The following is a 25,785-nucleotide window of genomic DNA, read 5'->3' as shown; positions in this document are numbered from 1 at the left end:
GCAGAACGGCCGGGGGCGACGTTCCCGGCGCCGTCACACGACGTTGCCGCGGCGAAATTCCGCGATCTCATCATCCGAATAGCCGAGATCCGCGAGAATCTCGTCACTGTGTCCGCCCAGGTCCGGTGCCGGCTGGTCCCGGTCACCGTCCGAACCGGCACGGATCGGCGATGCAATGACGTCGAAAGCGCCGTCCTTGCCGAGATTGAGAGACTGGATCAGCCCGCGCTCTGTCAGATACGGATTCGCCAGGGCTTCGGCCGGCGACAGGACCGGTGCGACTGGTACTTTCCCCCGAAGTACGCCGAGCCAGAATTCCGTGGTGTTTTCCGACAGGGCTTCATCCAGCAGCCCGGTCAGTTCGTCTCGATTGCGAAGACGATCGGGAAATGTGGAGAAGCGGGGATCTGCGGCAAGCGCGGGGCGGCCCAGCAAGTCGCACAGGAGCGGCCAGAATCCGGCCTTGTTGCACATCAGGTAGATCCAGCCGTCGGCGGTCTTGTACAACTGACACGGCACGAGCGAAGGATGCGCGGATCGGGGCTGGCGGCCCGGTTCGTAGTCCGTGTTCAGGGCCCAGGCGCCGAGATAGCTGAGATTGAAGATCGCCGTGGAGAACAGGTCGATGTCGACGTCGCGGCCGAGCCCGGTGTCACGTGCGCTCAGTACGGCAGAGACCAGTCCCAGCGCCATGGCCTGACCGGCCATGTAGTCGACGATCGAAAGCCCGAACCGGGTCGGCGCCGCATCGGGATCGCCGCAGAGGCCAAAGTACCCGGCCTCCGCCTGCATGAGATAGTCGTAGCCCGGCCAAGCGGCACGCGGACCCTCGCGGCCATAGGCCGAACAGTGGGCACAGACGATCCCGGGATTATGAACCTTCAGGCTGTCATAGGTAATGCCGAGCTTGTCGGGAACGTCGCCTCGCAGATTATCCGCCGTGGCGTCTGCGCTCGCCACAAGGCGTGCCAGGATCTCCCTGCCTGCATCCGTCGTCACGTCGAGGGTGAGGCTTTTCTTGTTGCGGTTGAACGACTGGAAGAACAGGCTGGCGGCGGATCGCTCCGGGTTGTCGCCGACGAAATAGGGACCTAGGCCGCGAGCGTAGTCGCCTGCGGTTCCGGCCGGCTCGATCTTGATGACCTCGGCGCCCAGGTCTGCAAGGTGCTGCGTCCCGAACGGTCCCGCACCGTACTGTTCGAAGGCGAGGATGCGAATTCCAGAGAGCGGCCGCATCAGCATCCCTTGAGAAACTGCAGGATTGAACTGTTCATTCCGTCTTTCGCTTTCTGTCGGGCCTGCCCGTCCGGCGTGCGCGCAGATGCGGGCCGATCAGTAGGGCGTTGCCTTGCACACCGCAATAAACCACCGAGGATACAACTGTGTGCGCTATCGCCATGGTTGATGACTTCAACCCCGAGGCGGTCCGACGCAAATTGTGCCGACGGACCCGAATCCGATCCCTCGCGGTCGGTCGGCCCAAGGCGGCCCTCCTGGCGTGCGGCGATATATCATTCGACATCCGGCCCGAAGTTCGCGATAAGCATCGCGGCGAAAGGGAGCCGTCCGGTCGAGCCTACGATCCCCCACCGTAGCCCGGTGGCTTCGGTACAAGCGCACTGCGTCGTCACGCCATCCCGGAATGACCATTAAATCCCGCATAACGGACACCAAGACCTACTCCTCCGTCAATTCAGGTTACCGGATTGTCGCCACTCGCACGCGCCGGTATCTGGAATCGCTGCGGTGGCTGATCGGTCGGCTGATGAGGGTCGACCGTACACGGGTGCTTGTGATCATCGGGCTGACGACCGCCGGTCGTTTCATGCAGATGGGCGCCTTCGCCGGCGTGATCTGGTACTTTGTGGCGCTTGAAAACAACAAGACGATCGACTTCCTCACGTACTCCGTAGATCCGCGGGGTCTGGGGGCCATGGCGCTGGTGGTCGCGTTCGTCACCGTCGTGCTCATCGCGGCGACGGTACTCATCTACAAGAGCGTCGTCATGAGCTTCGACGTCGGCGTTACATTCGCCAAACACGTCCTCGTCTCGACGATGACGCTGGAGAACGCCTGGCCGGTGCGCCGGTCCCTGGCGAGCACGGGGACGATGTCGGTTCAGGCACACGATCTTTGCCGCGAGCGCCTGCGACTGTTTCGTCCGGTCCAGACCCTGCTGTCCTTGCCGCGCCACCTGCTGCTGGCCGTGCTCGCGATCGGCGGCATGCTTTACACCTCGGCGACCGCGGTGGGCATCCTGTCGCTGCTGGCCGTCCCCGCGCTGATCTTCAACTATCGGATCAGCCGCGCAGTGGTGATCGCCCAGCGCGACAACAAGGTCGCCGTCAAGGAATACCGGCGCGAGGCGAAGCACACGCTCAACCAGCTCGGAAACGAGCGCAAGCTGCGTCTCAATCGAGCGACGATGCCCGAGCGACTTGTCGAGGGCGATGCGAACCGCAACGCCTTCAGGGCGTTCGGGGTGCGGATCATGTCGCCGCCGAAATCCGAATTCGTCGCCAACGTGCTTTCCGCGATCGCGATTGCCATCATCGGCCTCTATCTGGGGTACGAGGCGATATCCGGCGCCATGCCGCTTGCTCTCGTCATCGGCTTCTTCGTCCTCCTGCGACTGGCCATGTCCGGTCTCACGGGCTTCACCGTTTCGCTGACATCCTATGCCCGCTTCTACGAAACGATACGCAACGCCTACGAGTACCTGACGAGCCCCCTCCAGGAGGGCACTCGATTCGCCGGCCGAGTGACACTCAGGACGCCGAAGACTGCGGCGCATCTCACAGCCGCGGTAGAAGAGGACGTGGAACTCAAGCGGGGGGTCCCGATCGCTGTGATCAGCCCGGCCGAACCCAACCGCTACACGCAGTATTTCTTCGCCCAGGCGCTCGGCTGGCACCAGCGACTCGGGGCGAGACGGAAACTCAACGCCTCCACCATCGTGTGCACCACGGCGCTTGCAGAACCGTCGAGCCTGCAAGAGCGCGGAATTGCGGCCGTCGATCCGGACGCCCTTGCGCAGAAACTCGCCGGCACCGCGGCCGAGAGCTTTGCCCCGAGTGGCGATGTTGTGAATAAGGCTCTGGCCGGCTACCGAAGGCTGCAGAGTTCCGATCACGCCCGTATCGGCATGCTCGTCTGCCTGCTGTCCAGCGCCGACCACATCGTCTTCGACGCAAAGCTCATCAAGAGCCTCGACGAGAAAGAACGCCTGGCCTGGCTGTCTGTCTTCTCGGACCGGTACATTACGGTCGCCTATAATCTCGACAACGTCGGGGCGGGGCTCGTTGGCGAGGAACTCGGCCTCGTCCTGGACTATGAGCGGCTGCTGGGGCTTATCCGGATGAAGGACGCGGAGCAGGCCGCGTTGGAGGTCAAGAAGAGCTGGAAGAAGCCGGTGGATTCCGACGAGGACGAAGACTCCGACATCGAATAGCGACCGACGGGATACGGCGGTCGGACCGGCCGAAAACCTGCCGATGGCCCCGCGGCGAACCAGTGGTTTCCGGACTCCCGTCCTGGGAAATTTGCAGAGGATCTGAAGGCCTTCCGCGGTGTTGACACAGTCTCGGGTGCATGGATATACGGCTCAGCTTGTGGATCGCCGCTCGGCTTGTCGGCAATACGCGGAACGGATCCGTCGGCTGACCATGGCCCACGTTCGCGGTATCGAGAGTCGCGGCAGCGACCAATCTAGCCTCCGCCAAGACAACGAGTGAACGACATTGGACAATATCCCTGTTCGCAGGCTCTGCTTCGTACACGTCGGCAAGACCGGGGGGACATATCTGAGCAAGGGCCTGCGGATGCTCGCTCGCCAGTCGGGCATCGACATGGAGTTCTTCAGTCACAAGCGGTCGATCAGCTACGTGTTCGCGAACGAGCCGGACATGAGCGCCGTGTTCGGCATCCGCGATCCTCTGGAGATCTTCGTCTCCGGTTTCTACAGCCGGCAACGAAAAGGCGCGCCGCGCTACAATGTCGAGTGGTCGGACGAAGAGAAAGAGGCGTTTGCCAGGTTCTCCACGCCCAACGAACTTGCCGAGGCGATATCGTCCGAAGACAGCGAGACGCGGCTCGCGGCGACGCGGGCGATGGATTCCATCGGCCACGTGAAGAAAAACCTGCACGGCTACCTGAAGGGTCCGGCGTTCCTGGAAAACAACAAGGACCGGATCTTCTTCATCTTCAACCAGCAGACGCTGGATGAGGATATCAGAAGATATTACTCATTGTTCGGTCGAAAGGTTCCTCAGAAACTTGTCGGAAACGAGGACCTGAAGCACAAAAACCCGGACAACCTCGATCGCCGATTGTCGGATGTCGCAATAAAGAACCTTCGAGAGCACTATAAGAAGGACATGCAGATATATCGGAAATGCCTGAACATCAGGCGGGAAATACTGAAGAAAATTGAAGAAAATAGTGATGCGTATGCCGCGAGCGTCGCGAAGGTTGTCTGAAGGTATAACCCATGCCGTCTGTTAGCGTAATCGTTCCTTTTTACAAAGACTATGCATATGTGAAGCAGGCGGTTCAATCCGTATTGGCGGAAAACCTCCCTGACTGCGAAGTCATTATCGTCAACGACAATCCTTCGGATCGGACGGACGAGTTTCTTCGCGGGTGCCGTTTTTCCGACACCGTGCGCATAGTCACCCACGAAACGAACAGGGGTCTCTCGGCTGCCCGCAATACGGGCGTCGACGAAGCTGTCGGCGAAATCATCGCCTATCTGGACGCGGACGATTTCTACCTGCCGCAGGGCCTGAGGCGCCAGGTGGAGTGGCACGCGGAGTCCGGCGCGGACATCTGTCACGGGGTGACGGTTCTTCGGGAGCAAAGGGGCATCACGCGTCCCTCGCATTCGATCCTGGCACGCGACAAGCGCTGGTTCCAGATCAACCGCACCGATGCCACGATTGCCGACCTGCCGGCCCTGCAACTGATCGTCTCCTCCTGGCAGTCGACCTACAAGCGCGAGTATCTGGAGCGGTCCGGCATCCGGTTCGACGAAGCGCAGAAGAAGTTCGAGGACAGGCTCTACGTCCTGGAGACCGTATTCTCCGGGGCGACGTTCGCACTGACGAGCGTTCCCACACGGGTCTGGCGCAGGCGCCGGGACTCGATCACCACGTCGGCGAAGTCGATCGAAGACGTCGAGATGATGACGGCGCTCATCGACAAGTGTACGGCCCTGGCGGAGCGTGCTCACAAGGACGGCCGCATAGACGGCATCCACGTGCGGCGCGAGGTGGCGCACTCCCTGTCGCGGCTGCTCTACGAACTGCCCGTTCTGGACGTTGCGGTCGGTAACGATGACGTCGCTTTGCCGTTGCGGGAGAAGCTGTCGAGGTCGATGGGCCGCGCCGCACCCGATAGCGAACTTTTCGACGACTACATCGTCAAGAGCCTCATCGTCGACGGCAGGCGGGACAAGCGCGGCCATCCGATATCGCTCGAGCACGTCGCCTCGATGTGGAAGGCCCTGGCGGCGGACGATTGGGAGAGTACCCGTCGCCTGCATCTCGGTCTGGCCGAGGCTGCGGCTCTCAAGCCCGCCCAGAAGATCTCCAGCCAGGAAAACCCTGTCCTGGCCGCGCCGGCAGTCGTCGAGGGGCCGCCGGCATTCCCCGATTGCGAATTGATACTGCATCTGGGAATGCACAAGACGGGTACCACCCATCTGCAGCGCCAGCTGGTGCGTCACGACGATGCCCTGAAAAAGGGAGGGACACTGTTTCCCAAGACCGGTTTCGTCGATCACCGGGATGTTGCGCTGAAGCCGAATGCGACTCCTGGCCACCAGGAATTCATTCGGGCGATGGCCGCACGGGATACGGCCTTCCGTGAGGAGTTCGAGCGAGAGGTGGCCGGGTCAGGCTGTGCCCGGATCGTCATCAGCTGCGAGAACCTGTCTTTTCCCTATGCCGACGCCGACCGCAGGATCGAGCGGGTGGACGGGGCGGAAGCGTTCTTTCGCAACTTTCCGAAGAGACGGATCGTGGCGACGATCCGCCGACCCGACCAGTACATCGAGTCCATGTACCGCGAGCGGGTGACCAATACGGACACCAACGAGACCCGCAGCATTCTCGAGTACCTCAACGAGCATCGGACCGGCCTGCTCGACTATGCCGCCATGCTCGACCCATGGCGGAACTTCGCGAACGGCAATATCTCGCTGATCGACTATGCCGATCTGCGCGACAGCCCGGACTACCTGTCGCTGTTCAGCCAGAGTCTGGGAATGGAACTACCGGGCTACTCCGCCAGGAAAGCGGGGGCGAAGCCGACCTACGAAAGCCCGCATTGGGACGAGATCGAAATCATCAGGATCGTCACCTCGACGGTTCAGGATTTGAGGAAGCGTCGGAGCGTCGCGCTCGGTGTGCTCAACTCCACCCACGCCGATCGTGCCCGAAAGGTGGACCAGTCGGTGCTGTCGGTCGACGATCGACTCGAGATCCTGGCGGAGAACCGCGCCTACTGTGAAGAATTCTTCAGGTCTTCAGGCTTCAGCTACGATTTCGAAACCGTCGCAGCGAGTCTGGAGGCCGAGCGTGGCAAGTGGACCCAGCCGACCGGCATCGACTATCAGCTCGTTCAGGCGTTGCTCAACTCGTTGCACACGTCCGAGGCAGTGATCGGGACAGCGCCGGCGAAGCGAAGGTTCACGGGAAAGACCGGCAGCAGTGGCGGGCTCACGCGCATGCGCTCTACGCTCATGCCGGTCTACCGGCATATGCCGGGCCCGATAAAATCCCTGGCCAGGTCCGGCTATCGCTGGTTGGCCGGTCAACCCAAGGCGGTGGGGGCGCGGTCCAATCAGCAAGCCGGAGCGTGACACCCCGACGAATGCGGCGAGCGATGCGCCACATGTCGTTATTGTGGCGGGAGTGCATCGCAGCGGAACGTCGCTGGCTGCCGAACTGCTCGTTAAACTTGGCGGGTTCACCCGCGAACGCCTTCTCGAAGGCAACCAGTATAATCCCCGCGGTTACTGGGAAGACGCCGGCATCGTCGCTCTGCAGGATCGTATCCTCGCGGCCTGCGATCGGTCGTGGGGAAGCCGGCAAAGCTTCCTTCCAATGCCCGAAGGATGGCTCGACGCTCAGGAAATGGATTCCCTTCGCGTCGAACTGGAAGCGCAGATCCTTTCGGGGCTCGGGGATGCTCGGGCTGCCCGCGCCCCATGGATCGTCAAGGACCCGCGGGTCTGCCGGTTGCTGCCCCTGTGGCGGCAGATTGCCGCTCGGCAGGGTATTCGCCTCGCAGTGGTGCTGAGTGTCCGGGCACCCGCGGCGGTGGCGGCTTCGCTTGAACAGCGCGATCGTCTGCCGGCGCCTGTTGGTCGCCTCTCCTGGCTCGTCAACCACGTCGATCTGCTGAAACAGGGGGACGGCCTCATCGCGGGATGCGTGTCCTACGACCGCTGGTTCACGGAAGCCCCAGGCCAGGCCGGCGTGCTCGTGTCGGCGGCAGGTCTTCCAAGGACACGCAGCGAAGTGGAGGAAGCGGTTGCGAGCATTGTGACCCCCGAGTTCCGCCACCACCACAAGGTGCTGGGAGAGGGAATGGCCGACCGTCTGTTCGCGGAACTGGACCGGTGGGCGGAGACAGGACGTCGTCCCGACAGGCTCGACGAGTTGAGCGAGATGGCCGGCGCGACACTGGCCGACCTTGCCGCATGGGTCGACAGCATCAACGATCCGCACGTGCTGGGCGAGTCGCTGGAAGCCCAACTCGATGAATTCCGCACGGCCTACCTGGCTTCCGCGGAAAGGGCGGACGAACTTCAGTCGCTGGTTTGGCGGTTGCGGGGCCCGCTCGCCTTGCTTCGCGCAGGTCGCAGGGTGTTGCGGCCGGCAGGTTCCCGCCGCAACTAGGCGCTTGCCGGTTCCCCGGACTGTCCAGGCCCCGGTGTCCGACCAGCGCGGCGGCTATTTCCGGGCGGGTTCCTCCTCGGGAGGCTCCGCGCGGGGCGTGGTGGTCGTCCCGCCCATCGTCACCAACTCTCCGCTGGCTCTGAACGTGTCCTCGACCGAACTGCCGAACTCGGCCACTCGACCGTCGAAGTTGTTGCGGGTGTTAGGGTCGATGATTGCTATGGGCGCGGTGACGACGAGCCCGGCGGCGGCGCCGATATTGGCGCCCGTGGCGGTTGCTATCTGGCCGACGCGGTCGCCCAGGCCGACGTTGAAGGTGGCAATTTCCTGCCCGCCGGCGAGCTGTCGGCCGATCAGCTGAACGGCCGCGGGACTTTGCGCGAAGGTTCCGTGGTTGAGCTTGTCCGCACTGTGGACGTCGGTGAGGTCGACCACCGTAATTCCTTCGTTGGCCAGTTCACTGCGATACGGCTCCGCATTCGGGTCGATCGCGCCGAGCCGCGCGGTGCTCCCCCACACCCGTCTGGAGAAGGCCAGCGCCTTGTCGTTGCGGGAGACGAACAGCGTGAACCGCGGTCGGGGCTCGCCGAACGATGCGACCTGAGTCTGGAAGACGTCGACGTCGACGTCGGGGGCCGCCAGCATGACGTCCTGGATCTTGGTGGCGATGTGGCCGTTCCGGATCGCCATCTGTCGCAGGGATTCAAGCGTCAGCCAGTTGCCCATGGAATGGGCCAGCACGCTGATGTTGGAAACCGACTTGTCCCGCGCCAGCCACGTCAGCAGGCGCTCGAGCGCGTCGCGGGAGAAGTTGGTGCTTTCCCGGTCGTAGGTATAGGCCAGAAACTCGCCCCGCGAGGGCCAGGTGAACAGCACCGGTACCACCGAGGCGTCGGAATCGTGGACTATCTGCGCAAACCGGTAGACCGCGTCCTCGAAGCGATTGTTGTAGCCGTGCACGAACACCAGCACGTGCCGGCCGGTGCTTCCCTTCACCCGCTCCTGAAAGCGATCGATCGCGGTATCTTCATCGACGCGTTCGGCAGCGACCGTGACGAATTCCGTTGCCGGATCCCCGGGGAGCCTCCTTGGCCACTGGACCTCGCCGACACTGCGCGCGTCGTCCGGCGGGATCGAAACCGCGATATCGGCATACGCCATTCCGGGAGCCCGGCTTCCCGAGAACATCATGCCGGGAGCGACCTCGTCTGGTCCGCGCGTTGTGGCGACCAGGATGTCCACGACGTTGGTACCTGAAACTTCCCCGGAGAACGGGATCAGCACGCCGGTCGGCCGACCCGCGCAGCCGGCTACGACCAGGGCAAGAATGAAGACACTTACCAGTCGCAATACGGTCACCATGAAATCACTGACAGATACCCACGCAACGCCCTGAAAACCCGGCAGCCTGTTGCCGCGCCGATTTGTAGTCGATCCAGAATAGTGCTGTCGACAACGCGCCCCAAGTCATAACACTGCCCGGGCAACTTGCGAACCGCTATGGCGACTGTGTGCCGGAATCCCGCCGATGCCCCGGCTGTCCCTTCCATATGCAACGACCGTCCGCAGATGTGCGTCCCCTCATATCGAAAGACCGGCGCGAGGCCCGGCAGCCGGCATCGGCGGAATGTCGGCGGGATGATTTATCCGACTACTTTGTGCTCAGGTACAATGACGGTCTGGAAGCTTGAGTCGCCGGGAGCGCGCTGTTAACCGGGAATGTCGTGGGCGTCGTTCGTCGAGCTGAGAGGGGAGAAGCATTTTGACGGGGATCAGGCAAAGAATCTGGGCGACGGCGGTTGTCTTGGCCCTGGGTCTGGTATGGGGGACGCCGTTACCGGCGGCCGACATGTCTGCGGACCAGGAGAGCGTTATTTCGCAGGAGCAGGCCGGCTGGTCGTACCTTGTTGCGCCGTATTTCTGGATGGCCGGGCTGGACGGCTCCGTCGCCGAGTTCGGTGCGCCGCCAGTGGATATCGACGTCGCATTCACTGACATTCTCAAATCTCTCGACTTTTCGATGATGCTCGTCGGCCAGGCGCGATATGGCCGGTTCAGCCTCTCCTCGGACCTCCTGTACCTTAAGGTATCGACCGAGAAGAATATTCCCCGCGGAATTATAGCCAACTCCGTTGGCCTGGGGGCCAAGACCTTCGAGTTCACCGCGCTTGCCGGATATTCCGTGATCGACGCTCCGAACGGACGGCTGGATGTCGTTGGCGGTGCCCGGGTGTGGTCGGTCGAATCCACGCTGTCCTTTTCCGGTGGCGCGGTCAACGGTCTGTGGCTGCGTGATCGCGAAACCTGGGTCGACGCGATGGGGGGCGTGAAAGGAACGTTCAACTTTTCGCCGACGCTGTACCTGACAGGCTGGGCACTGGCGGGTGGCGGATCGTCCGAGCTCGGTTGGGACGTCTTCGCCGGGCTCGGCTACGATTTCAGCGAGCGGTTCGCCGGTGTGCTGGGGTACCGCGCGGCGAGCGTGGACTACCAGAAGGGGTCATTTCTGTTTGACGTGACGATGCAGGGGCCTGTGCTGGGCGCTGTATTCCGTTTCTAGGACGTCGCGGCAGGTGGTAGCTTCGCTGAAGTGGCGACACGGCAGAGTGCGGCTGGCCGGACCGTCGGCAAAGGGGACCGGATGAACGGCAGGGGTAAGAGGGCAACTGGCATGAATATCTGGACGCCGCGTTCGATCGGGTGGCAGCAAGCCGTGTGCGCTACGCTGGCGCTTGTTGGCGTGTTCTTCATTGCAATCGGACCCGCCAGTGCGGCGTCGATGGTCGTGGCCGCCGAAAAGGCGGCCGCAGCGTCGACCTCGTCTTCTTCGTCGGACGATGCCTCGTCGGTCGCAAAGGAGCTGGCGCCCCTGACCGTCGAGGAGCGGTCTGCGCTGATCGGCAGGATGACGGACGCGCAGGCGCGCGACCTCCTGCTGTACTACCTGTCCGAGACGGCACCCGCGGCCGCGACCGCCGGCGGTTCGACGACGGCGGCGTCGTGGATCGAAACGGTGAGGTCCAAAGGCACGGCAATCCGAGACAACCTCTCGACCATCCTGTCCCGGTCCGACGATCTGTTCTCCGAGTATATCGGCCATATGAACGAGAAGCTCGGGATCACCGTCGGGGCCGGCGGCCTGTGGTTCGTCGCCCGCTACCTGCTGCTGTTCGTGATGGTCGGCGGCCTCGTTGAGTTCGTTTATCGATACCTGACACGGGGCATGGTGGCGCGATACGAGGCCGCGCCGGTCGACACGGTGCGGGAGAAACTGACGCGCGCGCTGGGGCAACTTGTCCACGGGCTTGGCGCGATCGGCTGCTTCGTGGCCGGCTATGTCGGCATCTTTCTGTTGTTCTGGACGGGTGGCGACATTGCCCGCCGCGACTTCGTGATCGTCGTGCTCCTTGCGATCCTGATTACCCGGGTCTCGGTCGCCGTAGTCAGGTTTGTCTTCCTCCCCAATCATCCCCGGTGGCGGATCATGCCGGTCGATGACGAGGCGGCCGCGCACTTCGTCCGCGGAACCCGTCGACAGCTGATCCTTGGTACGGCGCTGCTGCTGTTCGGAACGCTCGGCAAGATGTGGGGCGTCGACCACGACGTATGGCGGCTGGGGGCGCTGGTGAGCGCCATCATCTTCACCGCATCGGTCTGCGTATTCTTGTGGCGCTATCGGCGTCACATGCTGAATGCCTTCGAAGCCGCGATCGGGGACCGGCGCGTACCCCGCTGGGCCGAAGGCGCAGCTGGCTGGGGCTGGTATGCCCTGGCGGTCGGCTACGTTGTGGTGGCCTTTGCGATTGGCACCTACGATCTGTTGCTTGGGTACCCGTTCGATCCCCTGGACGCGGTCCTCGGGTTCTTCATCCTGTTCGTTGCCAATCCATATCTGACCGCGGTGGTGAGCGGCATCCTGGTGCCGGAGATGGGTGCCGCGCCTGAGAACGTCCGGCCTGTGGTCTACGTGACGGATCCCGACGACGGCGAGGTGGTTGCCACGACGATCGACGCGGCGCCGAGCGAGGCGGGCGAGGTTCCCACGGATGCCGAGGTGGAGGCTGCGGTGGAAGCGTCACCGGCAGTGATGGGCGACCGGCGGGTTCTCGGCCGGGTGATCTCGATCTCGGTCCTGGTGGTGTCCCTCGCAACCTTTGCCGCGGTGATCGGCGTCAACGTGTTCTCGACGACCGACGAATATCCGATTGCGCAATTCATGCTGCGTGTCCTCCTCAATGTCGGGGTGATCGCTCTGCTGGGCTATGTCGCCTGGGCGTTCATCGCCAACTGGATCGACCGCAAGCTTGCGGAAGAACAGGCGCTGTCGCCGATGGCCGACGAGCACGAAGAAGGGCCGATGATGTCGAGCGGCACGCGGCTCCAGACCATCCTGCCGATCATCCGCAAGTTTATCCAGATCTCCATCGCGCTCATTGCGGTGATGGTCATACTGGCTTCGATGGGCGTGAACATCGCTCCCCTGATCGCCGGTGCCGGCGTCATCGGCCTGGCGGTCGGATTCGGCGCCCAGACGCTGGTCAAGGACCTGATCTCGGGGCTGTTCTTCCTGATGGACGATGCATTCCGTATCGGCGAGTACATCGAGGCGGGCAGCGTCGCCGGCACGGTGGAGAAGTTCAACGCCCGGTCGCTGGTGCTGCGCGGCTATCTCGGTGCCGTCTACACCGTCCCCTACGGCGATCTCGGCAAGGTGACCAACTACAGCCGCGACTGGGTGATCATGAAGCTGCGGTTCCGTGTGCCCTACGACACCGACATCGATCTGGTGCGGAAGATCTTCAAGAAGATCGGTCAGGACATGATGGAGGACGAGGAACTGGGCCCGAACTTCATCCAGCCTTTCAAGTCGCAGGGCGTGATCAAGATGGACGACTCCGCCTTCATCGTCTCGGGCAAGTTCATGACCAAGCCGAACAAGCAGTGGGGCGTCCGGAAGGCCGTCTACGAGCGGGTGCAGGCGGCGTTCAGGCAGTACGGCATCAAGTTCGCGCCGAAGCGGGTCATCGTCGATGTGCCCACTGCCGAGGAAATGGAGGAAGACGACGCGACGGAGGATGCGGCCGAGGCCGCCACCGCGAAGGCGGCGCGCAACGCCGCTGCGATCACCACCGCCGCGGCCGCCGCTGCGGTCGCCACCGAAGAGAAGACGTAGGCGCTAGGTATGCGGAGCGAAGCTATTCCTCGTTCCGCGTTGCTGGGCTCCGGCATCGGGGCGATCGTCGTCATCCTCTTTGGATGGCTCGCCCAGGGCGATTCCGAGCGCGCATGGGCAGCCGGTAGCGGATTTTCGCCTGCTGTCCATGCCGAGTACGTTGCCGAAAGCACGTGCCAGGGTTGCCACGCGCGTGAATTCGAGGCGTGGCAGACGTCCCATCATGCTCACGCGATGGAGGTGCCCGGCCCGGACTCGGTGCTCGGAGACTTCGAGGATGCCAGGTTCGAGAGTGACGGTGTCCCGTACCGGTTCTTCCGCCGCGACGGCGGGTATTTTGTCGAAACGGAGGGCCCGGAGGGGGATACCGCCGAGTTTGAAGTCGAGTACACCTTCGGCTGGACGCCCCTCCAGCAGTATCTCGTGGCGCTCGATCGCGGCCGCCTGCAGGCGCTTACGGTCGCGTGGGATACCGAGGCCGGCGAATGGTTCGACCTGGCGGCCGGCAACCCGGTCGAGCCCGGCGATCCAACTCACTGGACCGGCCGCGAATACAACTGGAACTTTCGCTGCGCCGACTGCCATTCGACAGATCTCAGGCGCAACTACTCGCCTGCGACAGACAGTTTCGCCACGACCTTTTCCGTGGCGAACGTCGGATGCCAGGCCTGTCATGGTCCAGCGGGCGGCCACGTCGAATGGCTTGCGGACGGCAGTCCCGACTCCGTCCCCGACGCCGGGTTTGTCGTGTCCCCCGGAAAGGATCTCGCCACCGAGACCTGCGCGAGGTGTCACAGCCGCCGGCGGCCGATCACCCGGCACTTCGTGGCCGGCGACTCCTTCCTCGACCAGTACCATCCAGAAATGCTTCGCGACGGCCTGTACTTCCCCGACGGGCAGATCGACGACGAGGTCTTCGTCTACGGGTCGTTCCTGCAAAGCCGCATGCATCAGCGCGGCGTCACCTGTTCCGATTGCCACGATCCGCACTCGGGCGAACTGCACGCGGACGGCAACGACGTCTGCACGGCCTGCCACAACGAGACGCCACCGGAGAAGTTCGCGACTATTAAGCCGCTCGCCTACGATTCACCCACCCACCACTTTCACGAGGCCGGCAAGCCCGGGTCCTTCTGCGTCGACTGCCATATGCCGTCGCGTACCTACATGACAGTCGATCCGCGCCGCGATCACAGCTTCCGTGTGCCGCGTCCGGATCTGTTCCGGAGGACCGGTTCGCCGGATGCCTGCACCGGATGCCATACGGACCGCGATGCAGCCTGGGCAGCCTCCGCCATAGTCGACTGGTACGGAGAGGAGCGGCACCGCGAACCGCATTATGGCGAGGCCCTCGCCTTGGGGCGTAAGGGCGCGCCGGGCGCCGCAGCGGCGCTGTCCGGCCTGGCCGCAGATGCGGGCGAGCCCGCCATCGTACGCGCGACGGCCGTCGAGATGCTGGGCGATTTCCTTGACTCGAGAACCGTGGGCCCGGTTGCACTCGCCGGGCAGGATGAGGATCCGCTCCTTCGGCTGGCGGCCGTCGCGGCAGCAGGCGCTCTACCGCCGGACGCCCGCGTCGATATCGCCGGTCCGCTGCTCGACGATCCTGTCCGCGCGGTGCGGATCGCGGCGGCGCGGGCGCTGGCCGCGGTCCCGGAAGAGACGTTCCTCGGCGCTCGTCGGGAGGCGTATCTGGGCGCGGTCGACGAGTACCTTGCATCGCAGCTGGCCGTGGCCGAGCGGCCGGAAACCCATCTCAACCTTGGCATCTACTGGTCGGAGCGCGGCGACGCGGACAAGGCGGAAGCAGCCTACCTGCAGTCTCTCGCCCTTGATCCAGACTACACGCCGGGAATGATCAATCTGGCGGAACTATACAGGGCGACGGGCCGTATCGCGGAAGAAGCCGAAATCCTTCAACGGGCACTGGACACAGGTGAGGCCGATGCCGCGATCCTGCATGCCGCGGGCCTGCTGCGCGTTCGCCAGAAGCGATATGACGAGGCGCTCGAGTTGCTCCGCCGCGCTCACGAGGCGCAGCCGGGAGAGTCGCGTTTCGGCTATGTCTATGCCGTGGCGCTCGACTCGCTGGGGCGGCCACAGGCGGCCAGGAAGGTTCGCGCGGACGCGTTGGCGCGAAATCCCTACGACGTCGATCTGCTCACGGCTACCCTGCATCAGAGCCTGCTGGACGACGACATCCATGCCGCACGACAGCTGGCCGACCGGCTCTCGGCGTTGCGACCGGATGACGCTGAGCTCCAGCGACTGAGGGAACGGCTGCGCCGGTAGGCATGGCCCGGTGTCCGGCGCCGAGCGCGCGCGGCCGGTTCAGGTCTGCCTGCTTTCCAGCCAGGCCACCAGGCGCACTGCCGGCCAAAGGATGATCAGGTAGATCGCCGCCGCGGCGATGAGCGGACTTGGATTGGCCATGAGGGCCTGGGCGTCGGTTGCCTGCTTGAGCAGGTCCGGCATCGCCACCACCGAGGCGAGCGAGGTGTCTTTGGCGATCGCGATGCAGTTGCTGGTTTGCGGCGGTGTCGCGATCCTCAGCGCCTGGGGGATGATCACCTTGAAGAGTGTGATCCTGAACGGCAGGCCAAGCGCCATGGCCGCTTCGAACTGGCCGTCGGGAATCGACTTGATGCCGGCGCGAAACACTTCCGCGGTGAACGCGGCGAGCACGATCGACAGAGCGATCGATGCGGAGGTGAAGGACCCGAAGCGGATCCCGACGAAGGGCAGTGCGTAATAGATGACGATCAGCACCACCAGGATCGGCAGCGCCCGGAAGATGTCGATGAAACCGGTGGCGATGAGGCGGACGGGCTTTGGCCCGTAGAGGCGGCCGACGCAGATTAGAACACCGGCGAGCGAGCCAAGGACGATCGAGGTCAGCGCAAGAAGGGCCGTGTTGATCAGGCCGCGCCACAACATCGGCAGGGCGCGCCACATGACGTCCGCGTTGAGGAAGGTGTCGACGAGAGTTGGCACGGCGTCCTCTAAGAATATGTGCGCGACGCGGCGCCAGTCGCCGCTCGCGGCCGCCGAACTATAGCCGTCCGGACGATCCGCTGCGAAAGGCTCCCGGTCCGGAATTGAGGATGGTGGTTGGCCGGCCGCCGCGTCCGCATCTGGCGGACGCGGCGTCGAGCTTGCCCGCGGCTACTGCGCCTGCGGAATGTCGATCACCATGACGGTGGCGGTGTTCGGATCGGCTTCCGCACCAAGCCATTTCTTGTGCAGCGCAGCCATCGTTCCGTCTTTCTTGATCTCGGTGATGGCCGCGTTGACCTTCTCGAGCAGCGGCGAGCCCTTCTGCATCATGATGGCGAACCGATCGCCGGTGCCGATCCGCTCCACCACCTGCATCGCCGGCATGTTCTGGAAGGCGAACTGGAAGCCGGCGATGTCGCCGACCGCACCGGCGACACGGCCGTTCTGGGTGTCGAGCAACAGGTCCTGCTGTGTGTTGTAGCCCTTGTAGTCGCCGAAGCCGTATTTCTCGGTGTTTTCCTGGATCCACTTCTCGCCGGTGGAGGTCGAAATGGCGCCGATCGGCTTGCCTTTCATGTCCGCGAGGCTCGAAACGCCGGACTGTTTGCTGGACACCAGCGCCAGGTCGGAGTCGTAGTATCCCTGGGTGAACGCCTGGTTCTGCAGGCGATCGTTGGTGATGGTGATCGACGAGATCGCCATGTCGATGCGTCCCGAACTCGTCGCGGCGAACAGCGCCTGGAAACCGAGGTCCTGGATCTCCATCTCGGCGCCGATGCGCTTGCCGATCTCGTTGACCAGGTCGACCTCGAAGCCTTCGAAGGAGCCGTCCTCCTTCTTGTTCTCCCAGGGCGGGTTCGCCGGATAGGCCCCAACCTGGAGCGTCTCGGCCGAGGCGGCATTGCCGAGGCCGGCGGCGATGGTCGCGGCCAGCAACGCGAAGACGACGGTTCTGATCTTCATGTTCTTCTCCCTCCGGTAAGCCCGGCCGTTCTGGCCGGCCGGGCTGGATAGCGGTCGTTTCTCGCCGCGTGATCGTGTTCGCCGGCGGCGGTCAGCTGCCGAGTGCGGAAGCGATCCGCTTGGACGCCTCCGTGATCTGCGCGGTGTCGCGGCAGACGCACATGCGCAGGAACGCGTTCGACGACTGTCCGAACAGCCAGCCCGGTGCCAGGCCGACCCGGGCCTGTTGCAGAATGCGGGTGCAGGATTCCCGGGAATCGTCCTCTCCGGCGACCGCGAAGACCACATACATGCCGCCGCCCGGCTTGGCCGGGAGGACGATGCTGTTGGAGCCGGAGAGGGCATCGTAAGCCGCGTCGATGCCGGCCTTGCAGCGATCGCGCACCGTGCGCACGAACGGTTCGCCGTCGCGTATGGCTGCGAGCGCGCCGTACTGGATGAAGGCGGCGGTGCCGGAGTTCAGGTACTGGGTCATCGCCGAGAGGGCATTCGCCACCGACCGGGGATGGGTCAGCCAGCCCGCCCGCCAGCCGGTCATCGCCCATGCCTTCGAGAAGCCGTTGACCGACATCGCGAGGTCCTCGTCCTCGGCAATCTGGAGAATCGAGGGCGCCGCGTCCGCGGAAAAGTAGAGACGATTGTACATCTCGTCGCTGACGATCCAGATGCCCTTGCGCCGGCCGAATTCGAGGATCGCTTCGAGCTCTGCACGAGAGGCCGTCCATCCAAGCGGATTCGACGGCGTCGAGAACATGATTGCGCGGGTGCGCGCGTCGCAGGCGTCGAAGAGCTCATCGAGGTCGAGGCGCCATTCGTCGTCTGTGTAGTGGAGGGCGACGGATCTCGGTTCCGCGCCGGCCATGTGGACGGCGTGGCGGATATTCGGCCATTGCGGCTCGACATAGACGACGTTTGAGCCCGGATCGACGACCAGTTCGAGCGCTAGGTACACTGCCTGCATGCCGCTTGGGGTCACTGTCGACCGGACGACAGGGATGTCGCGTCCGTGCAGGTTCGTCTGATATTCCGACAACGCCTCGGTAAGCGCGGGCAAGCCGCGCATGTCGGGCACGTAGAACGTGTTGCCGGCATCCAGCGCCGCCTTGGCGGCGTCGCGGATGAAGTCCGGGGTGACGAGGTCGCCTTCGCCGTACCAGAGCGTAATGACGTCGGTCAGCGATTTCGCCCGATTGGCAAGCTCGGCGATGTTCTCCGTTTCCAGATCCATGATCTGGGGACGGATGCGTTCGAATGCATGCAGGGGTGGCGAGCGGTCAGGTGCAGTCATGGCGGTCAGGCGATCCTGCACGCCAGCGCCGGGGTCCGGCACGGTACTCGGATAGCGTCCGAACAGGACTTGCAAGAAGGCATGCTGAAGGCGTCTCCCATCCGATAGCGGAATTCTTCCGCGATAACTGTATCCATTTCAAGCTTAAACTTTATTGCCTTTGTCTTCGGGATGCGGCACCATCATTGCCGTCGAGGCGCAGTCTGATTGGGGGATGCGCCTCGACCGGGCGCAGTGGAGGTGCGGGTGGCAGACGGCACACGGACGAGATCAGGTTCCTCGCCGATCGCGTTGACGTCCGCCGCTACCGGCTCCCCCACTCCCGGAATGGCACCGTCAAGCCTGAGAGCGCAGATCTACACCGATCTCCGGAAGCGGCTGCAGCGTGCCGAGTTCGGGCCGGGCTTCCGTCTCGTCGACACGGAGATCGCGGCCGAGTATCGCACGTCGCGAATGCCTGCCCGCGAAGCGCTGATGGCGCTGATGTCGCAGGGCTTCCTGAGCCAGACGAGCCGCGGCTTCATGGTGCCGGAACTGACCGCCGACGATGTCCGAGAGATCTTTGCCGTCCGCAAGCTGCTCGAACCGGAGGCGGCCGGGGTCGCCGCCCTGAAACTCGACCAGGCCGGACTGGCTGCGCTCAGGGTTGCTCGCGACATGGCGCGTAGCGCCGGGGAGGCCGACGACGCCGAGGGCCTGATGGAGGCCAATATCGCGTTCCGCGGCACCTGGCTCGCGGCCGTCGACAACCGGCGGCTCGTCGAGATCATCGAGAGCTTTCGCGATCACATCCAGACGGTGCGGATATCGACACTGCTGCGCCCGGACGCACGCAAGGTCGTCCTCGACGGCATCGAGGCGCTCGCTGCAGCGTTCGTCGAGCACCACGCCGATGCCGTGCGGGCCAGGATGCGCGCCTTCATGGACGCGGCCGAGAAGGAATACTTCGACGCGGTCAATCCGGTCTCCGATGACGTGGGGCAGGGATGGTGACGCGGCCTCAGGTGCCGCCCCCGGCGCACCCGCTTCGCGGGCCGGCCACGTTCAAGCTCGGCGTATTTTCCACGAATGCCGACGGCGGCCTTGCTCTGACCACCGTTCCGGAGCGCTGGCGGGCGACCTGGCCGGACAATGTGGAGGCGGCGCGGATCGCCGACGAGGCCGGGTTCGATTTCTTTCTGCCGATCGCCCGCTGGGCGGGGTTCGGCGGCAAGACCCGTGCCCGCGAGTGGTCGTTCGAGACCTTCACCTGGGCAGCGGGGATCGCCGCGCTGACGTCGCGCATCGCGGTGTTTTCCACCGTCCACGTGCCGCTCGTGCATCCGATCTACGCGGCGAAGGCTCTCGCCACCGTCGATCACATCTCCGGAGGACGCGCCGGCCTCAACATCGTCTGTGGCTGGAACCCGACCGAGTTCGCGATGTTCGGGACGACGCCCGACGAGCGCGGCTACGACCGGGCCTCGGAGTGGATCGAGGTCATCGAGCGCGCCTATGCGGCCGACGAGCCCTTCGATTTCGACGGCGCGTATTACAGTCTGAAGGGCGTCGTCTCGAAGCCGGCGAGCCTGCAGCAGCCGCGGCCGGTCACGATGAACGCCGCATTCGGCGGACCGGGACGCGACTTCGCCTCGCGCCACTGCGATTTCCTGTTTTCGACCTTTACCGATATTGCGGACGGTCGCCGGCATCTCGCGGACATCGCCACGCGGGCGCAGGCTGCCGGCCGAGAGGTCGGCGCATACACCGTCTGCCACGTGGTTTGCCGTAACACCCAGGCAGAGGCGGAAGACGCCTATGAACGGTACGCCTTGCGGGACGCCGATCATGAGGCTGTCGACAACCACATGGCCGGCAAGAAGCAGTTCTCGCAGTCTCACGACGAGCGGGCCTATCAGGAATATCGCCAGCGGTTTGCCGGCGGTGCCGGGTCCTATCCGCTGGTCGGCACGCCTCGCCAGGTTGCAGATACCATCGCATCCATTGCTGCGGAGGGGTGGTCCGGCGCAGCCCTGACCTTCCTCAACTACACCGATGAGTTGCCGTTCTTCGCCGAGAAGGTGTTTCCGTTGCTGAAGGATGCTGGTCTGCGGACGTGAGAGCGTCCGGCGCGTCGGACCGTCAGTCTGGGAGTATGTATTCTGTTCGATCTTGCTGATCCGACCCTGAGGAAATGGCTGTCCGAGCGGCGGCCGTTCGGCGCGTTCTGGTTCTCGCTTGGAAGCACGGCCCTGATCGAGACGGCAGTCGCCGCCGGGGCGGAGGCGATCGTGATCGACCTGCAGCACGGGTTGTTCGAACGCAAGGGGATGGAAGCTGCGATCGGCGTCGTCCCCGGTAACATCCCCTGCATCGTCCGGGTGGAGGATCACAGCGCCGCGGCGATCGGCAGGGCCCTGGATGCCGGTGCCGAGGGCATTCTGATCCCCCTGATCGAAACCGCCGAACAGGCCGCGCTCGCCGCATCGGCCTGCCATTATCCGCCTGCCGGGCACCGCTCCGGCGGCGGCGTCCGGCCATTGCTCGATTTCGAGCGCTACCGTGACGCCGCGGGCAGGGCGGTGACGGTCGGTGTGATGATCGAGACCGCAAGGGGTGTCGAAAACGCTCGGGAGATCGCGAAGGCGGGGCTTGTCGACTTCGTCTTCATCGGTACGGGCGACCTGGCGCTTTCGCTCGGTCGCGGGTTCGACCGGTCGAGCCTCGAGGACGAAGCCTGTGCCGCGATCCTCGCGGCCTGCACAGAGGCGGGCAAGCCGTGCGGCAGCTTTACCGTCTCGCCGGACTCGGCGGCGGCGCTGATCGGCAGGGGCTACTGGATGACCGTCGTCGCCAACGACATCACGGCGACACGCAGCGCCTTCGATCTGTCGCTGCGGACATTCGCAGAGGGGAGGGCCGCTGCGCCGTGCACCAGCCAGCCCTAGATCACGCGGCCGGGGTTGAGGATGTTGGCGGGGTCGAATGTCGACTTCATGCAGCGCATGAGCTCGATGGCCGCCGGCGTCCGGCTCAGCGGCAGCCAGGGCTTCTTCAGCTGACCTATGCCGTGCTCGGCGCTCACCGCGCCGCCGACGGCACCCACCGCTTCATAGACCAGCGTCGAGATCGCCAGCTTGGCGTCGTCCGGGATCGGCGCGGTGAACCCGACGACCAGATGCAGGTTGGCGTCGCCGATGTGGCCGTAGGTGAGCGGAACCGCTTCCGGCCAGCCGGCGCGGATATCGCCGACGATCCTGTCGGCCGTCCCGATCATGCTGCGGATGGGAATCGATACGTCGAAGGGGACGATGGCCTGGAACAGCCGGCCGTATTCCGCGGGTCCTTCGTCTCGCATCGCCCATATCCGGCGCGCCTGGTCGGTGGAGGCGGCGATCGTCGCATCGGTGAGCCAGCCGGCCTCGAGGCCGTCGGCCAGCAGGGCCTCCAGCTTGCTCCGTTCGACGCTCTCGTCCCGGCCCCGGGCCTCGATGATCACGGAGAGCGGCGGCACCGCGTCGAACGGACGGCTATAGCCGCCCCGTTCGCTCATGAACGTGACGTAGTCGGACCACATCGCCTCGAAGGCCGACAGCGAGGACCCGAGAGCGGACCGCGCCGTCGCGAGGGCCGTGGTCGCGTCGCCGGTCGTGGCAAGGGCCGCGAGTGCCGTGACTACGCCCGGCCTTTCCGGCGACAGCCGCAGGACCGCCCGCGTCACCACCCCGAGGGTGCCCTCGGATCCGATGAACAGCTGCTTCAGGTCGAAGCCCGAATTGTTCTTGATCATCGTGTTCATGTCGTCGAGCACGGTGCCGTCGGCGAGCACCACCTCGAGGCCGAGCACGTGGGCGCGCGTCATGCCGGTTCCGATCACGCGGATGCCGCCGGCATTGGTGGCGATGACACCGCCGATCTGGCAGCTGCCGCGCGCGCCCAGATCGATCTCCAGTTCCATGCCGCGCCCGCGGGCCGCCGCCTGCGCGGCTTCCAGCGTCGTCCCGGCCCTAACCGTCATGGTGCCGCCGATCGTGTCGATATCCTCGACGCCGGCGAGCTTGTCCAACGCGAGCATGACTTCGCCGGTGCGTGCGGCAGCGCCGCCTGCGAGTCCCGTCCGGCCGCCTTGCACGACGACGGCGACCCGGTGCGCGTTGCAGATGGACAGGCAGCGGGCCACGCCTCCGGTGTCGGAGGGCGTGACGAGAAGCCTTGGTGTGCCGCTCGGCCAGCCCGACCAGTCGTCTGCCCGGGCGGCGAGGACTTCCGGATCGTCGATGACGCTGCCCTCGCCGAGACTTTTCCGGAGCTCGGACTCCAGTCCGTCAGGTCGGGTGCTTGGAGTGAGCGTCGCCATGCGGCCGGTCGTCCTTCGCTCGGCGGAATCGGTCGAAAGCGCCTTTTAGGGTCAAAACAACGGGACGGGAACAGGTGGCTCGCATCCGACGCGTCAGATGCCTGCCGTCGCAAACCCGTCCACGCGAATACGTCCGTCAGGGCGGTCGAACAATGTCCCTTTCAGAGGGGTCGCAGGAGAAACAGAAGATGAAGCATATCCCATGTTTGCTGACTGCAGTATCGATCACGGTCGCCGGCTTCGGCCTGTCCTCGACGGCGTCCGCCGAGGAAGCCGTCCTGCGCGCCGTAACCTTCACGCCCGCGCAGGCCTACTACGCGAAAAGCTTCCAGTCGTTCGCCGACCAGGTCAATGAGAAGGGCAAGGGGGTCGTGCGGATCGAGGTGATCGGGGGACCGGAAGTCGTGCCGCCGCTCAAGCTCGGCGAGGCGCAGATGAACGGCGTCGCCGACATCTTCAATCTGCCGGCTGGGCTCTATCTCAACCTCGTCCCGGAGGGCGAGGTCTTCGCGGGCTCCAACCACACGCCGATGGAGAACCGCGCGAACGGCGGTTTCGACATGGTCAACGAGGTGTTCAAGGAGAAGGGGAATGCCGTGCTGCTTGCCCATGTCGACGGGGGCGCGCCGTTCCACATCTTCCTGACCAAGGAGCCGAAACTCGACGCGGAGGGGAATCCGGACCTCACCGGATTGAAGATTCGCACGGCACCGCTCTATCGCTCCTTCGTCGAGTCGCTCGGCGCGGTCAACGTCGTCCAGTCCCCGTCCGACGTCTACACGTCGCTGGAACGGGGCGTGGTCGACGGCACCGGCTACACGGTGCTCGGTTTCCGGGACTTCAACTGGGACAAGTTCACGAAGTACCGCATCGATCCCGGCTTCTTCCAGACCGACGTCCTGATTTCGATGAACAAGGATTCCTGGGACAAGCTCTCTCCGGAGGCGCAGGCGATCCTTGAGGAAGTCGCCATCTCCTACGAGAAGGAGAGCTACGAGGCCGTCAAGTCTGCCACCGAAGCCGAGGACAAGGCGCTCCGCGACGGCGGCATGGAGATCATCGAGCTGAAGGGCGCCGCGCGGGAGAAGTACCTGGACGACGCCTACACGGTGACATGGGAGCGGCTCAAGTCCCGCGACGATACGCACTACGATGCGCTGCGGGAGAAGTTCTTCACCGAGGGCACGAACTGACCGTCGGTTCCGCGGCAACGAGCAAGGATCCCGGCCGTTCCGGCCGGGCCTCCCTCAATCGGCTCTCGGCACAGGACACCGGGGATGGCCATGCTGTTCAGGGCGGCCGCATCGGCGAGCCGCATCTTCTTCTTCGCGGGCATGGGGCTTATCGCGGCGATTTTCGTGATCGTCGTCTATGACGTCACCATGCGCAACGCCGGGTTCACGCCGCCGTACTGGGGGGTGAACACCGTCGAGTATGCGCTGTTCTGGATCGCGATGCTCACGATTCCCGATCTGGTCCGGACACGCGGGCATGTCAGCGTCGAGGTGGTGCTGGCGGCGCTGGCGCCGGCGGCGCGGGCGCGGCTGAGTTCGGCGGTGTCGATCTTCGCCGCGCTGCTGTGCTTCTTCATGACGTGGCGGGCCGGGCTTGCCTTCACCGGTGCCTGGATGAGCGGCAATTACGAGGTGCGGGCATTCGACATGCCCGAATGGATCATCTACCTGCCGATGCCGATCTCGTTCTTTCTCGCCGGCCTGATGTTCCTGCGGTTTCCACTGACGGGTGAATCCTATCACGCCGGCCCGGCCGAAAGCAGCGGGGGTCTGTGATGGCCTGGCTGGAATGGTTCCTGATGCTGATGGTGCCGCTGCTGGTCGCGATGGCGCTCGGGCTGCCGGTGGCGTTCGCCTTCATCGCCGTCAACGTGATCGGCGCCGCCGCGCTACTGGGATTCGGGGTGGGTGTCGGCCAGCTTGTCTCGAACATGACCGCGGGCGTGACCACCTACGCCCTCGCACCGGTGCCGCTGTTCCTGTTGATGGGGTCGCTGTTCTTCCATTCCGGCCTTGCACGCCGGGTGCTGGATGCCGTCGACATGATGATCGGACGGGTGCCGGCGCGCCTGTCCTACGTGACGGTGGCGACCGGGACGCTGTTTGCCGCCCTGTCGGGATCGAGCCTCGCCAATACCGGAATGCTCGGCACGCTGATGGTGCCGGAGATGCGCCGTCGCGGCTACAAGAACCACATGGCGCTCGGTCCGATCCTCGGCTCGGGAGGGCTCGCCGTCATCATCCCGCCGTCTGCGCTTGCGGTGCTGCTGGGATCGCTGGCGCAGATCGATATCGGTGCGCTGCTGCTCGCCGGTCTGGTCCCTGGCGTGATCCTTGCCGTCCTCTATGCCGGGGTGATCTACGTGCAGAGCCGGATCGATCCCAGCGCCGCGCCGTACTACGTGCCCGAAGACGTGCCGCTCGCCCGACGGATCGTCGTGGTGCTGCGCGAAGTGGCCCCGATGTCGATCATCGTCGCGGCGGTGGTCGGCACCATCCTGACCGGAACCGCGACGCCGACCGAGGCCGCCGCGCTGGGCACGCTCGCAGTCCTGATCCTGGCGATCGCCTACCGGGCGCTCTCCTGGGACTCCATCCGCAAGTCGCTGGACGACACCACGCGCGTCACCGGCATGACGTTCCTGCTGATCACCGCGTCGTCGACCTATTCGCAGCTTCTCGCCTTTTCGGGAGCCAGTTCCGGCCTGGTGCGCTGGGCGACCGGCTTCGACGTCGGTGCGCTGGGCATCCTGCTCCTGATGCTGCTCGTCCTCCTGGTTCTCGGCATGCTGATGGACCAGGTCTCGATGATGCTGATCACGCTGCCGGTCTTCCTGCCGCTGGCGATGACCTACGGCTTCGATCCGATCTGGTTTGGGCTCCTGATGCTGCTGATGCTCGAAGTGTCCTTCACCACCCCGCCGTTCGGCCTGCTGCTGTTCGTGATGCAGGGCGTGGCGCCGCCGGGCACGTCGCTGGGAACGATCGCGCGGGCCGCAACCCCCTATATCGGCTGCGTCTTCCTGCTGATCGCGTTGCTGATCGCATTCCCGCAGGTCTCGGAAGTCTTCCGATGACGTCGTACCGTGCAATCAAAGAGGAGCGGTGAA

The 25,785-nt window shown here is 64.5% G+C and carries 19 protein-coding genes; 13 read left to right on the top strand and 6 right to left on the bottom strand.

Annotated elements, in window-relative coordinates; genetic code table 11:
- Positions 1 to 33 precede the first annotated feature (33 nt).
- Positions 34 to 1,236 carry a CaiB/BaiF CoA transferase family protein gene (locus V3328_RS12740; protein ID WP_340330035.1) on the bottom strand — a complete coding sequence of 401 codons (1,203 nt, stop codon included), beginning with the start codon at positions 1,234 to 1,236 and terminating at the stop codon, positions 34 to 36.
- A gap of 406 nt (positions 1,237 to 1,642) precedes the next feature.
- Here V3328_RS12740 and V3328_RS12735 point away from each other — a divergent pair, with 406 nt between their 5' ends.
- From V3328_RS12735 to V3328_RS12720, 4 genes are all read left to right on the top strand, one after another.
- Positions 1,643 to 3,451, top strand: a complete 1,809-nt coding sequence (locus tag V3328_RS12735; RefSeq protein ID WP_340330034.1) for a hypothetical protein — start codon at positions 1,643 to 1,645, stop codon at positions 3,449 to 3,451.
- Positions 3,452 to 3,740: 289 nt separating this feature from the next.
- Positions 3,741 to 4,478: a hypothetical protein gene (locus V3328_RS12730; RefSeq protein ID WP_340330033.1), complete on the top strand. Its 738-nt coding sequence runs from the start codon at positions 3,741 to 3,743 to the stop codon at positions 4,476 to 4,478.
- Positions 4,479 to 4,489: 11 nt separating this feature from the next.
- On the top strand, positions 4,490 to 6,862 hold the full coding sequence (locus V3328_RS12725; protein ID WP_340330032.1) for a glycosyltransferase family 2 protein: 2,373 nt from the start codon (positions 4,490 to 4,492) through the stop codon (positions 6,860 to 6,862).
- 52 nt (positions 6,863 to 6,914) lie between these two features.
- Positions 6,915 to 7,904 (top strand): sulfotransferase family protein, encoded by a 990-nt coding sequence (locus tag V3328_RS12720; protein WP_340330031.1) that lies wholly within the window; start codon positions 6,915 to 6,917, stop codon positions 7,902 to 7,904.
- Between the two features lie 54 nt (positions 7,905 to 7,958).
- Here V3328_RS12720 and V3328_RS12715 read toward each other — a convergent pair whose 3' ends face one another.
- Positions 7,959 to 9,263, bottom strand: a complete 1,305-nt coding sequence (locus tag V3328_RS12715; RefSeq protein WP_340330030.1) for an alpha/beta hydrolase — start codon at positions 9,261 to 9,263, stop codon at positions 7,959 to 7,961.
- Positions 9,264 to 9,753: 490 nt separating this feature from the next.
- On the opposite strand from V3328_RS12715, the gene V3328_RS12710 reads away from it, so the two are divergent.
- From V3328_RS12710 to V3328_RS12700, 3 genes are all read left to right on the top strand, one after another.
- A complete protein-coding gene (locus V3328_RS12710; protein WP_340330029.1) occupies positions 9,754 to 10,464 on the top strand; it encodes a hypothetical protein in 711 nt (236 codons plus the stop codon).
- Positions 10,465 to 10,575: 111 nt separating this feature from the next.
- Positions 10,576 to 13,077, top strand: coding sequence for a mechanosensitive ion channel domain-containing protein (locus tag V3328_RS12705; protein ID WP_340330028.1), 2,502 nt, complete (start codon positions 10,576 to 10,578; stop codon positions 13,075 to 13,077).
- 39 nt (positions 13,078 to 13,116) lie between these two features.
- Positions 13,117 to 15,369, top strand: a complete 2,253-nt coding sequence (locus tag V3328_RS12700) for a tetratricopeptide repeat protein (RefSeq protein ID WP_340330027.1) — start codon at positions 13,117 to 13,119, stop codon at positions 15,367 to 15,369.
- A 39-nt stretch (positions 15,370 to 15,408) separates the two neighbouring features.
- On the opposite strand, the gene V3328_RS12695 is transcribed toward V3328_RS12700, so the two are convergent.
- From V3328_RS12695 to V3328_RS12685, 3 genes are all read right to left on the bottom strand, one after another.
- The gene (locus tag V3328_RS12695; protein ID WP_340330064.1) at positions 15,409 to 16,032 is read right to left on the bottom strand and encodes an amino acid ABC transporter permease; all 624 of its coding nucleotides are present in this window, start codon (positions 16,030 to 16,032) and stop codon (positions 15,409 to 15,411) included.
- A gap of 210 nt (positions 16,033 to 16,242) precedes the next feature.
- Complete coding sequence (locus V3328_RS12690) at positions 16,243 to 17,037, bottom strand: ABC transporter substrate-binding protein (RefSeq protein ID WP_340330026.1); 795 nt, start codon at positions 17,035 to 17,037, stop codon at positions 16,243 to 16,245.
- A gap of 91 nt (positions 17,038 to 17,128) precedes the next feature.
- Entirely contained in the window at positions 17,129 to 18,325 is a 1,197-nt protein-coding gene (locus tag V3328_RS12685; protein ID WP_340330025.1) for a pyridoxal phosphate-dependent aminotransferase, read from the bottom strand.
- A 327-nt stretch (positions 18,326 to 18,652) separates the two neighbouring features.
- On the opposite strand from V3328_RS12685, the gene V3328_RS12680 reads away from it, so the two are divergent.
- From V3328_RS12680 to V3328_RS12670, 3 genes are read left to right on the top strand one after another with little or no spacing between them, the layout of a single operon-like run.
- Complete coding sequence (locus tag V3328_RS12680; RefSeq protein WP_340330024.1) at positions 18,653 to 19,318, top strand: GntR family transcriptional regulator; 666 nt, start codon at positions 18,653 to 18,655, stop codon at positions 19,316 to 19,318.
- Positions 19,312 to 20,424, top strand: a complete 1,113-nt coding sequence (locus tag V3328_RS12675) for an LLM class flavin-dependent oxidoreductase (protein WP_340330023.1) — start codon at positions 19,312 to 19,314, stop codon at positions 20,422 to 20,424. Before V3328_RS12680 ends, V3328_RS12675 begins: the two co-directional genes overlap by 7 nt.
- A 27-nt stretch (positions 20,425 to 20,451) precedes the next feature.
- Positions 20,452 to 21,252 (top strand): HpcH/HpaI aldolase family protein, encoded by an 801-nt coding sequence (locus V3328_RS12670; RefSeq protein ID WP_340330063.1) that lies wholly within the window; start codon positions 20,452 to 20,454, stop codon positions 21,250 to 21,252.
- On the opposite strand, the gene V3328_RS12665 is transcribed toward V3328_RS12670, so the two are convergent.
- Positions 21,249 to 22,661: an FAD-binding oxidoreductase gene (locus tag V3328_RS12665; RefSeq protein WP_340330022.1), complete on the bottom strand. Its 1,413-nt coding sequence runs from the start codon at positions 22,659 to 22,661 to the stop codon at positions 21,249 to 21,251. The genes V3328_RS12670 and V3328_RS12665 overlap by 4 nt on opposite strands.
- A gap of 188 nt (positions 22,662 to 22,849) precedes the next feature.
- On the opposite strand from V3328_RS12665, the gene dctP reads away from it, so the two are divergent.
- The 3 genes from dctP (at position 22,850) to V3328_RS12650 (ending at position 25,752) form a co-directional block, all read left to right on the top strand.
- Complete coding sequence (dctP, locus tag V3328_RS12660) at positions 22,850 to 23,854, top strand: TRAP transporter substrate-binding protein DctP (protein WP_340330021.1); 1,005 nt, start codon at positions 22,850 to 22,852, stop codon at positions 23,852 to 23,854.
- An 84-nt stretch (positions 23,855 to 23,938) separates the two neighbouring features.
- Complete coding sequence (locus V3328_RS12655; protein WP_340330020.1) at positions 23,939 to 24,451, top strand: TRAP transporter small permease; 513 nt, start codon at positions 23,939 to 23,941, stop codon at positions 24,449 to 24,451.
- A complete protein-coding gene (locus V3328_RS12650; protein WP_340330019.1) occupies positions 24,451 to 25,752 on the top strand; it encodes a TRAP transporter large permease in 1,302 nt (433 codons plus the stop codon). The genes V3328_RS12655 and V3328_RS12650 overlap by 1 nt, the downstream gene beginning before the upstream one ends.
- Positions 25,753 to 25,785 lie beyond the last annotated feature (33 nt).

It is taken from the genome of Microbaculum marinum (assembly GCF_037855135.1).
In the GTDB taxonomy this organism is placed as follows: Bacteria; Pseudomonadota; Alphaproteobacteria; order Rhizobiales; family Tepidamorphaceae; genus Microbaculum; species Microbaculum marinum.
The sequence above is the reverse complement of the archived record's forward strand: the minus strand, read 5'-3'. Positions and strand labels throughout refer to the sequence as shown.